Here is a 14,842-nt window from a genome sequence, read left to right on the forward strand (position 1 = left end):
GATTAGAATTTCAGTGTTTTATGATTTTGGTATCTCACAAAAAATAAGTTTTTTATTGGCTTTTTTTACCTCATATTTGTGTGTCTTAATCAGGAAAAGACAAATATGCTAATCAACCAATTCAAACTATTTTATGAAGAGAACTTTACTTTTATGCACCCTTTTTGGGAGCTTTTTTTACTGTCAGGGTCAGTCTTACTTTGGGTTTCGGGACGACAATTATGCCGGAATTCAGGGCGTTTTGTTTAATCCGTCGTCAATTGTAGATTCTAAGTACAGATCCGATGTTACAGTTTTTTCGGCAAGCGGTACGCTTCAAAATGATTTATACGGCGTAAATATCATGGACGCTTTAGACGGCAATTATAATTTGGCAGAAGATGCCAGCAAAAACTTTAAATCAAACAACAGAGGAAATTTTAATGTCGATATTTTAGGTCCTTCGTTTATGCTGAATATTACGCCGGAGCATAGTATTGGGCTTTATTCGCGCGTGCGAAGCATAACCAATCTTGTTGGGGTAAACGGAGAACTTATTGATGAGGTAAATAAAGAAACAGATGTTTCAAGCAGTTTTTTATTTTCGGGCGGAAATCCAAATGGTGTAACCAATTCTTGGGCCGAAATTGGAGCGAGCTACGGAACGGTATTATTAGACCGCGACGATCATTTTATTAAAGGCGGTATTACGGTAAAGTATGTAATGGCGGGAGTAAACGGTTATATTAACGGAAGTGATTTAAGCGTGGCTTTTACCAAAAACAGTGCTGATCCTGCTTTTAGTCAGTACACTTCGACTGGAACGCTGAAAACGGCTGCAAGTTATGATTATGAAAACGGAAAAGATCCTAAGTTTGATATGACATCGGCTGGTGTGGGTGTTGATTTAGGATTTACTTATGAATATCGTACCAATTGTCATACTTGTATGGGAAACCGATATAAATTTAAAGTTGCAGCATCGGTAACCGATATTGGAAAAATCAATTATAAAGATCTTACTGAAAACACTTATAACTTAACCGGAAGCGTAAGTCAGGCTGATATAGATGATGCCGATGATATTTTCGAATTCTTTGATGCTAATTACACTAAAATTTCATCAAGAAAAGGAGTGAAAGCTAATTTACCAACGGCTCTCCATACCAATTTTGACTGGAACATTGACCAAAAGTTTTACTTGAATCTAAGCACTGATTTTAGTTTGGTTGATGCTAAAAAAGTCAACGGAACTGCCATTGCTAATTCGGTTACTTTTACGCCCAGATATGAAACAAGACAATTTAGTTTTTATATTCCGGTAACGTATATGGAATACAGCGGTACTCAGGTAGGAACAGGCTTTAGAGCTGGTCCGTTGTTTATTGGTTCAGGATCACTTGTTTCGAATTTGTTTTCAAACAAATCAAAAGCTTCTAATATTTATGTAGGTTTAAAACTTCCTATTTATCAGGATTACAGATAGGTTTTTTTTAAAGGTACTGAGGTTCTAAGGTTCTGAGGGACTAAGTTTTTTTTAAAAGGTGCTGAGGAACTAAGGTTCTGAGGGTCTAAGTTTTTTTATTTTAGACTTTAGACTTTCAACTTTCGACTTTTTAGGACTTCAACTTATAGTACTTAATCCCTCAGGACCTTAGCTCCTCAGTACCTCAGAACCTAAAAAAAAAAGAGATTGTTTAACTTGTGCGAAACAATCTCTTTTTCGATTCAGAAGTATAAACTTAGAAGCTAAAAGCCTTAGAACCTTAGCAGCTTAGAACCTCAGAACCTTAAAAATATAATAGAAGTATTAACTGTTTAATCGTTTTTTAAAGTACAAACGTATAAACGAGTTAGATACCGAAAAATACTCGTGTGTATTCGAAACATTTATGTAGATTAGAGTACATGTACACACCGTTTTTTAATACTATGTGGCTTAATTTTTCCATGATGTAAAATTTAAGTTTAACAATTACTCTCTAGATGGTTCATATTGTAATGATTCTTCTTCATCTTCAGAAGCATCATTTGAAGATTCGCTTGGTTTTGAAACCATATTGGTAACAATAAGCTGTACGATTGATCCTAAGATTCCTTTAAACATCGAATCGCCTTTACCCACAATAAATCTTTTGGCAACATAACCAATGGCAATACTAATGGCAGATTGTGCCAGGTGGCTTTTAAAACCAACAGTTTCGTTGATTTCTTCAACCGTATTCCTGATTAGGTTAATAGGCTTTAAATTCTCTTTAAGATCGTCTATATGGTCTTTAATCGCGCACCATTCTGTATCCTGGCGGTCTTCTAACAGTTTTATTCTCTGATTTAATTCATCAATAGTGTAAATAGGCTCCATAATAGTCTGGTTTAGTTATTAATTGGTTTTAAATCAGTTTTTATTTCTCTTTTAGAATGCTCGATATAATCGAATTTCCAATAGGAGTTTTTATCAGCCTATGATGCGATTTGTGCACTATAATGGCAACGATTAAATAGAAAAGCGCCATGATAAAAAAGCCGAAATAATATTCTCCCAGTTCTTTTCCTATCCATAAACTTAAACCAATATTAAGGAATAAGGTAAAAAATGCAACAACAATACCGACTGCTATCTTTGATGCTAATGATGATACACCATCAGCAACTGAACATACGGTTTTAAGTTTTAGTAATTCTAAACTTGTTTTTGTATAGTTTTCAGCTTTTTCATAAAGATTCAAATTCTCGTTTGTTGTTGCATTTGGTTCCATGATATTGGTATTTATGGTTTGAAAAAATCACTTTGTATTTTAGTAGTTCGATTTTACAGTTTTAGCTTCATCTTTAACTGTATTGAAATCATCTTTTACTTGATTGAATTTTGCTTTTCCTTCTTCGATGATTTCTTTACCATTTGAAGTGATTGTGCTTACAATACCATCAAATTTAGTTTTGATATTATCTCCGTAATCTTTCGATTTATCTTTGATTTTTTTTCTTGTGTTTGAACCTTTATCTGGTGCGAATAATACTCCTAATAATGCTCCTGCTGCAGCCGCTGCTGCAAAACCTAAAATTGTGCTAGATGCTTTCATAATATTTGATTTTTAATAGATTAATATATTTATTTAATGTTGATTCGATTTTTTAAACTTCTCGTCCTTTGATTAGTCTTAGTAATACTGCAATTATGGCAATTACCAGCAGAATGTGAATAATACTTCCAAAACTGTAAACAAAGAATCCAAGAGCCCACAGAATAACAAGTATCACTGCGATGGTATATAATAAGTTTGACATGGTTTTTTATTTAGTGGGTTAGTAATTCAGTTTTTTTAGTTTAACTTATACGAAAGGTATAATGTCAAGTTGCTGTTTTTTGCATCTGGAAACGTATAAGTATTTCCTAAAACAGTTCTTTCTTTTCCAACAGTAGTAAGACCGTAGTTATAACGTACTCCAATACTTATTGGGTCAAAATCTACACCTACACCGGCAGCAATACCAGCATCAAATTTGTTAAGATCGTCTCTGTTTACATCCTCGTTAAACTCGATATCCCCGCTGCCTGTTACTTTAGAACTTACAAGGTAAGAAGCGTAACCACCGGCATGAACATTAAAGTTTTTAGTAATGTTAACTCTTACTAAAAGAGGAACTTCGATATAGTTTAATTTAAATTTTGCATCTCCATCCACAAGGCCGCTATATTCTAATTTTGCACCTTTTGTTGTAAATAAAACCTCTGGCTGAATGGCAACAAAATCAGAAATTGGTAATGTTGCATAAACACCGGCATTAAATCCGTATAAGATATTATTGTCATCTACATCATCACCGCTTCCGTATAGATTAGACATATTAAATCCTCCTTTTACACCAAACTCGGTATTTACATTATTGTCCTGAGCGTGCAGCATTCCAAATGAAGCTGAGATAAAAAGTGTTAAGGCGCATAAAAAATTTGTTTGCATTTTCATAATAAAATAATTTAGTTAGTAATCCGGGCTTTTAAATAATTCTCTTTTTTAATTTTTTTTAATTTTATTTTTGATTTGTGCTTCGGTTTCCCTTAGTAAATCAAACTGTTCAGGTAAATACTTCAATACTAATTTTAAAATTATTTTATCGTTGGTTTCTTTCGAAACGTTTTCTAATAACTTAATCTGCTCTTCGAGGCATTTTTTCATTGAATTCAAATAAACCCGATCAAAATTTGACGAATTAGCGGTAATCAATTCGTAAGTATCTCTTCGGTGTGATGCATTTATTTCAGAAATGATAAGCAGTTTTTTGTTTGCTAATTCTGTTATTTCCTGCAGCAGGCGATTTTGATTGTTTTCGATTTTTTTACCTAAAATCACTATTGAATTTTCTGAACTTTTTTGTTGTGCAATTTGACTTTTTGAAATAATTGTTTTTCCAATATTTGCCGTTTCAATAAAAAAGAAGGCTATTGTTTCTTCTTCTTCATTTTTTGTAAAAGCTTCGTTTTTCTTAAATGTATTTTCTATCGAATTATTTTTTTTGCATGATGAAACACAAATTATAATTAATAAAAAGAGTACTTTGAAGATTACTTTTAGTACGGGTCTTGCTTTCATTATTACTTCATAAAGTATTACATTACAAAGATGCTAACGAATGAAACATTTTGCTTTACAGCATAAAAAAGAAACGTTATATAATTCCCATAAAGAATTTATATAACGTTTTAAGATGTAGTGTTTTAAGGGCTTTCCGCAGTTTAATCGGGAAGAAATATGGTAAAAACCGATCCTTTTTCCGGTTCACTATCGGCCATAATATAGCCTTTATGGTTGTCTACGATTTTCTTACAAATCGCCAGTCCAATTCCGGTTCCGGGATAATCAGTTTTCGAATGCAGACGCTGAAACAAAATAAAGATCGTTTCCTTAAACTGAGGATCAAATCCCATTCCGTTATCTGTAAAAGTTATTTTATGAAACTTTTTAATATTCTGATCTAAAATTTCTGGATAATCTTCGGCATTTACTTTTACACTGTCAATAGAAATGGCAGGTATAGTATTAGGTTTGCTGTATTTTAATGAATTTCCAATCAGGTTGATGAAAAGCTGTTCTATTTGATAAGGAATAACCGAAAGCTTAGGAAGTTTTGTTGCCATTATTACGGCACTTTTTTCTTCGATAATTTCTGTTAGTTCAGATTCTGCATTTTCCAGTAACTCATTTAAATTGGTTTTAATGAATTCCTTTTTCGTGGTATTGGTTCTCGAAAACAAAAGTAAATCATCAATCAGCACACGCATTCTTTTTGCCGAAACTTCAATTTTTGAAATGTAATCTCTTGCACTTTGTGACATAACTGCTTTATCGGCATCAGAAACCCTTGAAATAAAAGTCTGAATTTTTCTAAGCGGTTCCTGTAAATCATGACTCGCAACGTGGTTAAAAGAAGCCAGCTCTTTATTGCTTTTTTCAAGTTCTTTATTGCGTTCCTGCAATTCGATATTGAGTAAATGCTCATCAGTAATATCAAAATTAATTCCCAGTAAAATTTTACTTCCCTGCTGGTCTGTCAATAATTTTCCTGTTGATTTAAAATATCTGATTTGATGATTAGGAAGCAGTATTTTATAATACACAAACGGAAGCTGTCTGTTATTGATTATTCCTTCAATAGAATTAGAAACTGTTTCTTTATCATCTGGATGAACAAAATCTAAAAAAGTTTCTTTTACAGGAACAAATGCTCCCGGTTCATGACCCAGTAAACGAAATTGATTGTCTGAATAATCGATTTTATTGGCATCTAAATCCCATTGCCAGGTACTGAATTTACCAATCGCTTCAGATTCAGCAATTAATCCGTTTGAAATTAAAAGTTTTTTATTGAAGACTTTTAAACGCTGGAAATCTTTACTGATTTGTCTGTAAGCCAGTAAAATAAAGAATAATGCGGTTAAAAATAAAGAAATAGAAAATAACGGACTTAATGAGATTTCGTCGTCATAAATTTTAAGTCTGTTTTTAAGATACGTTTTTTCGATATCGTTCATTTCGTCTACTTTAAAACGAATGTTTTCCATCAAAATTCGTCCCCCAAACATATGATTGTCGAGTTTTCGTTTATCATATGTTTTGGGATCGCTGTATTTTAGGCAATTTTCAAAAGAAACAAAACGCTGGATAATGAGTTTAAATAACTTTCGAAGATTTTCCTGCTGTACGGGATTGTCAGCAGTTAGTTTTTTTAATGTTATAAACGACGTATTTACTTTGTCTCTCGAATAAATATACGGAGTTAAAAAACGTGCGTTTCGTGTAATAATATAACCTCTCTGACCGGTTTCAGCATCTTTTATTGCCGACATTAAACGTTCGAGCTGAATGTTTATTTCGTAAGTATGCATAACCAGCTTACTCGATTCGTTCAAGTCCTGATTATGTTTATAGGCAATAGAAGAAAGAAATAACAGAATGAAAACTGCGATTACAAAAATAACTCTCAAAGAGTTTGAAGAATTAAAATTTGGTATCCATTTCATTGGTATACTATTATTTTTATTTTAGTCGGAGCAAGAAATTATCACGGTTTAACCCAGAGGTATGATAGTGCCAGTTTACGGTTACGACTTCATTAATTATTTTTTTTAGCGTATTAAAATCGCTTGGCTTTTTGATATAAATATTAGCTCCCTGAATAAAGGTGTCTTCAATATCTTCTTCAGATGAAGAAGTAGAGTAGATTGCAATAATTATATTTTTAAGATGCTCCGTTTTTTTTATTTCAATTAAACATTCTTTACCGGTTTTCTTAGGCATATTTAAATCCAGAAACAAAATATCCGGCAGTTTATTATCGGAATTCATTAAATGATCCATTAACTGCATTCCGTCGTGAACAAATTCTACGTTGGTTTGTATTTTGATTTCTTCAAAAGCATCCTTAAAAAAAAGACGATCATCTTCATCATCATCAGCCAGTAATATATTTAATGCGTTTTTTTGCATTTTAGTATGGTATTTAGGTTTTTATTTTAGATTCTCTCTGCGTTTCTTAATTATTCTTTGAAATGCCGACGGCGTGATTCCGGTCGTATTTTTAAATTGTGTGCTTAAATGTGCAACACTAGAATAATTTAGTAAGAATGCGATTTCAGTTAAACTCATTTCGTTGATAATAATTAACTGTTTTGCTCTCTCAATTTTCTGTAAAATGATGAAATTTTCGATGGAAGAATAGGTAACTTCTGAAAACACATTCGATAAATAACCATAACTATGGTTTAGTTTTTCGGCAAGAAATACAGAACTTTTATAATTGTTGCTGTCTTCCATAAAAACAAGTTCGATTATGGCGTCTTTTATTTTTTGAACTAATACACTTTTCTGATTTTCAACTATTTCAAATCCACAGGGACTTAGATTATTTTTTAAAGTTTCGAGTGCTTCAGCATCAATATTATCATCAATTTCAATTTCTCCAAAACCCAGACTGGTAAAATTTATATTATTTTGTTCCAGATTTTGTTTTAGATAAAGTGAGCAAATGGTGTTAATGTCAAACTTTATAAATAGTTTCATTTTATAGAAAATTTTGGTTAAAGATAATTAATTTATTTGTGGTTACCGCGTTTAATGTTTTTAAAATATATGTTAAACAGAATAGAAAATACTTATTTTTTCAAAAAAATACCGTCTAATATTTTGTTACTAGACGGTATTTCCCTGATTGAGTCATAAGAACTACAAATCTGATAGAATCTGATGAAATTCCTCTTTCGTTTTTCCCAGTTTTTGCTGAAGTCTTCCGTACATTTCGTCTTCTTTTCCTTCAGCAAACATTAAATCATCATCTGTCAGTTCAGCATATTTTTGCTTAAGTTTTCCTTTTAACTCATTCCAGTTTCCTTTTATCTCTGTAGTATTCATGATCGTGTTTTTTGTTTGTTATTAATAATAATGTAAAATTGCAATTTGTATTTTGATTACGTTTTACATCAATTTTCACTAACGCTGCATAATTCACATTTTGTTATTTTTTTATACCTGATAACGGCGTAAAACCCATGCCATTTTTTCGTGTTCCTGTAATAAACCCGTAACAAAATCAGCAGAACCTGCATCGTTTGTTTCATTTTCAAAAACCGGAATATAGTCTCTAAATTCAGTAACCAGCTGCTCGTGGTTTTTTAAAAGTTCTTCCAGCATATGTTTTTGTGATGCATATTCTTTTGGAGATTCCTTAAGAGTCGAATTTTCGATAAACTCTTTCATTGTTCCAATAGTTTTTTCGCCAAGCTGGCTGATTCTTTCGGCAACTTCATCAATATTTGCTTCTAAAATTCGGTATTGATCTTCAAACAATTTATGTAATTCCATAAAGCTGTTTCCGGAAATATTCCAGTGAAACTTTCTCGTTTTTACATAAAGTGTCATTTCGTTAGATAAAATAGTGGCTAATATGGCAGAGCTCTTTTTTAAGTTGGCGGGAGATATTCCGATATTTGGAGTCATAATTGTGTTTTTTTGGGTTCATATCAAAATTATAAATACAAAAAAGTTTTTTTCTTACACAATTTTTCAAAGATGTTACATCAATTCTATGTTTCCGTAAAGTTTAATGATTTCAATATTGTAGTTTTGCCGCCAGTTCAAACTCAAAACTCAAATTTTAATGAAAAAAACATTACTTATTTTATTCTTTTTAATTACATCTTTACAAGCCGAAGCACAATCCTATCTGGGTTATTTTCATGATAATTATGCAGGAGTTCAAAGTGTACTTTTTAACCCGGCTTCTATTGCCGATTCTCGTTTTAAAACAGATATTAATTTGTTTTCTATAAGTGGTTCTGTTCAGAACGATTTATACGGTGTAAAACTTTTTGATGTTTACAAAGACGGGTATGATTTTGACACGCAGTCAAAAATGAGTCCAAAAAACGCTAACAATGGTCTGGTAAATTTTGATATTATGGGACCATCGTTTATGTTTAACATTGCGCCAAAACATACTTTGGCAGTATTTACTAGAGCAAGATCAATTGCTAATGTAAACAAGCTTAACGGGTTTCTTGTAGATCAGGTAAAAGACGGTTTAGACCAGTCGAGTAACTTTAATTACAATTTAGGAAGTCCAAACGCAGCAGCAAATGCGTGGGGAGAAGTTGGTATTTCTTATGCTGCAGTTCTATACCAAAACAACCAGCACTTTTTAAAAGGAGGTTTAACTGCTAAATATCTTCAGGGCGGCGCAAATGCTGATGTTAAAGGAAATAATGTAAGTGTGGCTTATCTTGAAAATAAGGCAAATCCTAAAGCAGGATCTTTAATTTCAACTGGAGAAATTTCTGTTGGAGGAAGCCAGGATTGGGAAAACAATGAAGATTACGATTTTGATGCAGCTTCACGCGGATTTGGTTTTGATTTTGGTTTGGTTTACGAATGGAGACCAGATTACGAAAAGTATGACGTTAGAAATGCAAAACCTGCAGATAACAACTTTAGAGATCTAAACAAATACAAATTACGTTTCGGGTTATCTGTAACTGATATTGGTTCTATCAACTACAAGAATTCAAAAATTGATACTTATAATGTAAATGGAGTTGTTACGCAGCAAATGATTGATGATGCTGATGATTTATATGAATTCTTAAACGATCATTATACTAAAGTTTCAAGTTCAAAAGGTGTAAAAACAAACCTGCCAACAGCTATTCATGCTGATGTTGACTGGAACATGTACAATAAATTCTATTTGAATCTTAACGGAGATATCAGCATGGTATCTGAAAACAAATTAAATTCATACGGAATTGCAGACAGAGTTACCTTAACACCTCGTTACGAAAGCAGATGGTTTAGTTTTTATGTGCCGGTGACGTACATGGAATACAGCGGTATGCAGGCAGGAGCAGGTTTACGTGCTGGAGTTTTCTTCATTGGTTCTGGATCTATTTTGAGCAATTTAGCTTCTAAAGATTCAAAAGGAGCAGATTTTCACCTAGGAATGAAAATTCCGGTTTACGAAAAACAATTTAAAGATACAGACGGAGACGGTGTAATTGACAAACAAGATGCTTGTAGAAAAGTTGCGGGTCCTGTAGAAAATAATGGATGTCCTTGGCCGGATACAGATAAAGACGGTGTTTTTGACAAAGACGACGCTTGCCCGGATACAGCAGGTCCAAAAGAAAACAAAGGATGTCCGTGGAAAGATTCTGACGGAGATAGTTTATTGGACAATGTAGATGCATGCCCGGCAGTTGCAGGTCCTGTAGAAAATAAAGGATGCCCATGGCCTGATACAGACGGCGACGGAATTTTAGACAAAGATGATGCATGCCCTAATGAAGCAGGATTAGCAGAAAACAAAGGCTGTCCGAGTTTAGATGCTGATAAAGATGGTGTTTTAGATAAAGATGATGACTGCCCGTTAGTATATGGACCAGCAGACAATAAAGGCTGTCCTAAAGTTACCAAAGAAACATTGGCACAATTGAAAATGGAAGCAAAATCAATTTTCTTTACAACAGGAAAAGCGACTTTGAGCGATGCTAAAATGGGAGAAACGTCAGGAAGATTAGACGCTATTAAAGAAATCCTGAAAAACTATCCAAATGCTAAATTTGCTATTAACGGACACACAGATAATGTAGGTAATGCAAAAGTAAACCAGAAATTGTCTGAGCAGAGAGCAAAAGTAGTGATGGATCTTTTAATAGAAAAAGGAGTAAATCCTGCTAACTTAACTTCAAAAGGTTACGGAGCTTCAAAACCAGTAAAATCAAATAAAACAGCTTCTGGCAGAGCAGAAAACAGAAGAACAGAAATTGTTTATTTAGGCAATTTATAATCTGTAGATAATATATACCCAAAAAGCCATTCTTAATTGAGTGGCTTTTTTTATTTTTGCATACTTTTTAAAAAGAATCATTTCTTTGAAACAGAAGTTCTAAAAAACTAATATGACAACACAACAACTACACGAACAAATTCTTCAAAAAAAATCATTTTTATGCGTTGGCTTAGATCCTGATTTAAGCAAAATTCCAGCTCATTTATTAGAAACCGAAGATCCTATTTTCGAATTTAATAAAGCCATAATCGATGCTACTCACGATTTAACTGTTGGCTACAAACCTAATACGGCTTTCTTTGAAGCTTATGGAATCAAAGGATGGATGTCTCTGCAGAAAACGATCAATTACATCAACGAAAATTATCCTGATATTTTTACGATTGCCGATGCAAAACGCGGTGATATCGGAAATACTTCAAGCATGTATGCAAAAGCTTTTTTTGAAGATTTAAATTTTGACAGTGTAACCGTTGCTCCTTATATGGGAAAAGATTCTGTTGAACCTTTTCTGGCTTTCGAAAACAAACATACCATTATGCTGGCACTGACTTCTAACGAAGGCGCTTTCGATTTTCAGACTTTAAATACAAACGGAACAGAATTATACAAACAAGTTTTGGAAACGTCTAAAACGTGGAAAAACAGCCAAAATTTAATGTATGTAGTGGGTGCTACAAAAGCAGAATATTTTGCTGATATAAGAAAAATTGTTCCAGATAGTTTTTTATTAGTTCCGGGAATTGGAGCACAGGGCGGAAGCTTGTCTGAAGTATGCAAATACGGAATGAATGATAAAATTGGACTTTTAGTAAATTCTGCAAGAGCTATTATATACGCTTCAAAAGGAACTGACTTTGCTGAAAAGGCCAGGGAAGAAGCTTTGAAAGTACAGCAGGAAATGGCTGAGATTATTGATTCTAAGTTTTAAATAACTTTATAAATAGATTAACCGCAAAGTTCGCTAAGGTTTTTCGCAAGGTTCGCAAAGAAAAACTTTGCGTTCATCGCGTAAATCTTTGCGAACTTTGCGGTTAAAAAAAAATCTAAATAATGAAACAACTAAAAGACCAGCTTGGTGCTTTACATTCTTTTGAAACTGCTCCAAAACGAATTATTTCGCTTGTACCTTCTCAAACCGAATTATTGTATGATTTAGGCTTAGAAGAGAAAATCATCGGAATTACAAAGTTTTGCGTTCATCCGTTTCATTTTAAATCTACCAAAAAGATTGTAGGCGGAACGAAGAAAATTCATTTCGAAAAAATAAAACTTCTTGAACCGGATATTATTATTTGCAATAAAGAAGAAAACACAGAAGAAATTGTAAACCAATTAAAGGAAATTTGTCCGGTTTGGGTTACAAATATTATTTCTATAGAAGATAATTTTCAGATGATTTCAGATTTTGGTCAGTTGTTCAATTGCAGAACCGAAGCGCAGAAATGGAATGATAAACTGACTTTCGCCTTGAGCGATTTCAAAAAATACATTCAAGATATTGAAATCAAAAAGGCAGCTTATTTTATTTGGAAAGATCCGTACATGGTTGCAGGAAACGATACTTATATAAATGAATTATTAAAGCTGAATCATTTTAAAAATATCTACGAAGACAAAGGACGTTATCCTGAAATAGAACTCAAAAAAATGCGCTTAGAAGGCGATCCGGATATTGTTTTTCTTTCTTCAGAACCGTACCCTTTTAAAGAAGAAGATGCTTTTGAAATAGGAAGATTTACGCATCACGCCAAAACCATTTTCGTCGACGGAGAAATGTTCTCTTGGCACGGCAGCCGATTGTTAAAGGCTTTCTCGTATTTTAAATTACTTCACGAAAGGTTGAAAAATTAATTAAATGAATTTCTAAATTCTAAAGGTGAAAGGTCGGTTTTACTTTTGAAAAGTTTATTAAAAGATTGCGGATATTCGAAACCTAATTTATAAGCAGTTTCACTTACACTCAGGGTAGTTGTGGTAAGAAGTTCTTTTGCCTTTTCAATAATTTTATTATGAATATGATGCTGTGTGCTTTGTCCGGTCAGCGAGCGCAGCATATCGCTGAGATAATTTGGCGTAACATTTAATTGTTCTGAAATATACGCGACAGTTGGTAATCCTAATTTCTCAACTTTATCACTTTCAAAATATTCAGAAAGAAGAAGTTCCAGTTTAGTTAAAAGCGTATTGTTTGCATTTTTTCGGGTAATAAACTGTCGGTTGTAAAAACGATTGCAATAATTAAGAAGCAGTTCAATATGAGAAACCATTACATCTTGACTGAAAGCATCAATAGAAGACAGGTACTCTTGTTCGATATTCTGCATAATTCCTGTAATCATTGTTTCTTCTTTTTCTGAAAGATGCAATGCCTCATTAACAGCATAAGAGAAATATCCGTACTCTTTTATTTTTTTTGCCAAAGCATAATTCTGAATAAAATCAGGATGAATGACTAACATTGAGCCAGATACCGAAGAATCCATTGGCACTTCTGTAGAAATAACTTGGCCTGGCCCCATAAATGTCATAACTCCTTCATCAAAATCATAATAATTTTGACCGTATCTCATTTTTCCTTTAAATCCTCTTTTTATCGAAATCGTATAGAAGTTATAAATCACACTCTTTAAATTATTATCAAATTGACAACTTATATCTCTCATATTCACAAAACTTACCAAAGGATGATCTGGTTTTGGAATTTGTAACAATTGATGTAATTCTGAAATAGAGGTAATGTTATACGGAGTATGATCTTCTTTCTTCATCGCTTTAGGTTTAATACAGGAAAAGCTGTCATAAAGATAACTTTTCCTGTAGATTTTTTTTCTGATTTCTTATAGATTAACAGATTTCATTCCAGATTCATCATAACGATTTCCGGTAATCGTTCCTAGAGGAATAATGTTTTCCAATCTGTTCAACTCTTCAGTAGTCAGGACAAGCTGAGCGGCCTCGATATTTTGCTCTACATATTTTACTCGCTTTGTACCAGGAATGGCTAAAAATCCTTTAGAAGCAACCCATGCTAAAGCCAATTGCGAAGCAGTAATTTTTCTTTCGTCGGCGATAAGTTTTATTTCATTTAAAAGTTCAATGTTTTTATAAAATTGTTCTCCTTGAAAACGAGGAATTGATCTTCTAAAGTCATTTTCGGCTAAGTCATCCGGATGTTTTATTTCTCCCGAAATAAAACCTCTTCCCAGAGGCGAATAAGCTACTACACCAATTTGAAGCTCTTGTAATGTTTTTATAATTCCGTCTTCTTCAATACTTCTTTCAAAAAGGGAATATTCACTTTGAACTGCCGTTAGAGGGTGAATGTTGTGCGCTTTTCTAATGGTTTCAGAAGAAACCTCAGAAAGACCAATATAACCAACCTTTCCTTCTTTTACCAAATCAGACATTGCCTGAACTGTTTCCTCTATTGGAGTATTAGGATCAACACGGTGCAGGTAGTATAAATCGATATAATCTGTTCCAAGATTTTTAAGAGAACGTTCTACTGCTTTTTTTACATATTCTTTTTTGCCATTAAACTGCCAGGTAAGTTCTTCATTGTCATTAATCTCAAAACCGAATTTTGTAGCAATTATGTAAGCATCACGATTTCCTTTTATAGCTTTTGAAATTAATCTTTCATTTGCCAGCGGACCATATAAATCTGCTGTATCTAAAAAATTACCGCCTAGCTCGAGTGAGTGGTGAATTGTTTTTATAGATTCAGTTTCGTTTGCTTTACCATAAATATCATTTCCTGCAATCTGACTCATTCCCATGCAGCCTAAACCAATATTGGGAACAACAAGTCCCTGATTTCCTAAATTAACTTTTTTGATAGTACTCATAATTACTGTTTTAATTTTAAATCAAAATTGATTTAGCAAAGATCCGTCAGTATTACTTTTATAAAGTATCTAAATCTCGTGTAGTTGTATCCAAAATGAGTATTTTTTGTTTTTAGGTTTTCTTTGTTATAGTAAGTAGACAAAATTTTGTGTCAAGTTATTGATATATGTGCTTA

17 protein-coding genes are annotated in these 14,842 nt (G+C 32.9%); 4 read left to right on the top strand and 13 right to left on the bottom strand.

The features are described 5' to 3' along the window. Nucleotides 1-133: 133 nt before the first annotated feature. Complete coding sequence (locus FJOH_RS12015; protein WP_012024376.1) at nucleotides 134-1,465, top strand: DUF5723 family protein; 1,332 nt, start codon at nucleotides 134-136, stop codon at nucleotides 1,463-1,465. Between the two features lie 489 nt (nucleotides 1,466-1,954). Here FJOH_RS12015 and FJOH_RS12020 read toward each other — a convergent pair whose 3' ends face one another. The 11 genes from FJOH_RS12020 to FJOH_RS12065 all read right to left on the bottom strand — a co-directional run bounded on the left by FJOH_RS12020 (nucleotide 1,955) and on the right by FJOH_RS12065 (nucleotide 8,468). Beyond that, nucleotides 1,955-2,341 (bottom strand): hypothetical protein, encoded by a 387-nt coding sequence (locus FJOH_RS12020; RefSeq protein ID WP_012024377.1) that lies wholly within the window; start codon nucleotides 2,339-2,341, stop codon nucleotides 1,955-1,957. A 40-nt stretch (nucleotides 2,342-2,381) separates the two neighbouring features. Beyond that, nucleotides 2,382-2,735 (bottom strand): hypothetical protein, encoded by a 354-nt coding sequence (locus tag FJOH_RS12025; RefSeq protein ID WP_012024378.1) that lies wholly within the window; start codon nucleotides 2,733-2,735, stop codon nucleotides 2,382-2,384. A gap of 39 nt (nucleotides 2,736-2,774) precedes the next feature. After that, nucleotides 2,775-3,059 (bottom strand): YtxH domain-containing protein, encoded by a 285-nt coding sequence (locus FJOH_RS26245; RefSeq protein WP_012024379.1) that lies wholly within the window; start codon nucleotides 3,057-3,059, stop codon nucleotides 2,775-2,777. Nucleotides 3,060-3,111: 52 nt separating this feature from the next. Beyond that, nucleotides 3,112-3,264: a lmo0937 family membrane protein gene (locus tag FJOH_RS26815; RefSeq protein ID WP_111365189.1), complete on the bottom strand. Its 153-nt coding sequence runs from the start codon at nucleotides 3,262-3,264 to the stop codon at nucleotides 3,112-3,114. A gap of 35 nt (nucleotides 3,265-3,299) precedes the next feature. After that, the gene (locus FJOH_RS12035) at nucleotides 3,300-3,944 is read right to left on the bottom strand and encodes a porin family protein (RefSeq protein WP_012024380.1); all 645 of its coding nucleotides are present in this window, start codon (nucleotides 3,942-3,944) and stop codon (nucleotides 3,300-3,302) included. A 48-nt stretch (nucleotides 3,945-3,992) separates the two neighbouring features. After that, nucleotides 3,993-4,568, bottom strand: a complete 576-nt coding sequence (locus FJOH_RS12040; protein WP_012024381.1) for a DUF4142 domain-containing protein — start codon at nucleotides 4,566-4,568, stop codon at nucleotides 3,993-3,995. Nucleotides 4,569-4,711: 143 nt separating this feature from the next. Next, nucleotides 4,712-6,496 (bottom strand): sensor histidine kinase, encoded by a 1,785-nt coding sequence (locus FJOH_RS12045; RefSeq protein ID WP_012024382.1) that lies wholly within the window; start codon nucleotides 6,494-6,496, stop codon nucleotides 4,712-4,714. A 16-nt stretch (nucleotides 6,497-6,512) separates the two neighbouring features. Next, nucleotides 6,513-6,962, bottom strand: coding sequence for a response regulator (locus FJOH_RS12050; protein WP_012024383.1), 450 nt, complete (start codon nucleotides 6,960-6,962; stop codon nucleotides 6,513-6,515). A 21-nt stretch (nucleotides 6,963-6,983) separates the two neighbouring features. Next, nucleotides 6,984-7,535, bottom strand: coding sequence for a helix-turn-helix domain-containing protein (locus FJOH_RS12055; RefSeq protein WP_012024384.1), 552 nt, complete (start codon nucleotides 7,533-7,535; stop codon nucleotides 6,984-6,986). Between the two features lie 162 nt (nucleotides 7,536-7,697). Continuing rightward, nucleotides 7,698-7,883 (bottom strand): CsbD family protein, encoded by a 186-nt coding sequence (locus tag FJOH_RS12060; protein WP_012024385.1) that lies wholly within the window; start codon nucleotides 7,881-7,883, stop codon nucleotides 7,698-7,700. 111 nt (nucleotides 7,884-7,994) lie between these two features. Beyond that, nucleotides 7,995-8,468, bottom strand: coding sequence for a Dps family protein (locus FJOH_RS12065; RefSeq protein ID WP_012024386.1), 474 nt, complete (start codon nucleotides 8,466-8,468; stop codon nucleotides 7,995-7,997). Nucleotides 8,469-8,628: 160 nt separating this feature from the next. Between FJOH_RS12065 and FJOH_RS12070 the strand changes: the two genes are divergently transcribed. The 3 genes from FJOH_RS12070 to FJOH_RS12080 all read left to right on the top strand — a co-directional run bounded on the left by FJOH_RS12070 (nucleotide 8,629) and on the right by FJOH_RS12080 (nucleotide 12,669). After that, the gene (locus FJOH_RS12070; RefSeq protein ID WP_012024387.1) at nucleotides 8,629-10,812 is read left to right on the top strand and encodes a DUF5723 family protein; all 2,184 of its coding nucleotides are present in this window, start codon (nucleotides 8,629-8,631) and stop codon (nucleotides 10,810-10,812) included. A 112-nt stretch (nucleotides 10,813-10,924) separates the two neighbouring features. Continuing rightward, nucleotides 10,925-11,746 carry an orotidine-5'-phosphate decarboxylase gene (gene pyrF, locus FJOH_RS12075; protein WP_012024388.1) on the top strand — a complete coding sequence of 274 codons (822 nt, stop codon included), beginning with the start codon at nucleotides 10,925-10,927 and terminating at the stop codon, nucleotides 11,744-11,746. Between the two features lie 122 nt (nucleotides 11,747-11,868). Beyond that, on the top strand, nucleotides 11,869-12,669 hold the full coding sequence (locus tag FJOH_RS12080) for an ABC transporter substrate-binding protein (protein WP_012024389.1): 801 nt from the start codon (nucleotides 11,869-11,871) through the stop codon (nucleotides 12,667-12,669). Here FJOH_RS12080 and FJOH_RS12085 read toward each other — a convergent pair. Together FJOH_RS12085 and FJOH_RS12090 are read right to left on the bottom strand one after the other, a co-directional pair. After that, a complete protein-coding gene (locus FJOH_RS12085; RefSeq protein WP_012024390.1) occupies nucleotides 12,666-13,586 on the bottom strand; it encodes a helix-turn-helix domain-containing protein in 921 nt (306 codons plus the stop codon). The genes FJOH_RS12080 and FJOH_RS12085 overlap by 4 nt on opposite strands. Nucleotides 13,587-13,655: 69 nt before the next feature. Beyond that, a complete protein-coding gene (locus tag FJOH_RS12090) occupies nucleotides 13,656-14,666 on the bottom strand; it encodes an aldo/keto reductase (RefSeq protein ID WP_012024391.1) in 1,011 nt (336 codons plus the stop codon). Nucleotides 14,667-14,842: the final 176 nt, after the last annotated feature.

Source organism: Flavobacterium johnsoniae UW101, from assembly GCF_000016645.1.
Classification (GTDB): Bacteria; Bacteroidota; Bacteroidia; order Flavobacteriales; family Flavobacteriaceae; genus Flavobacterium; species Flavobacterium johnsoniae.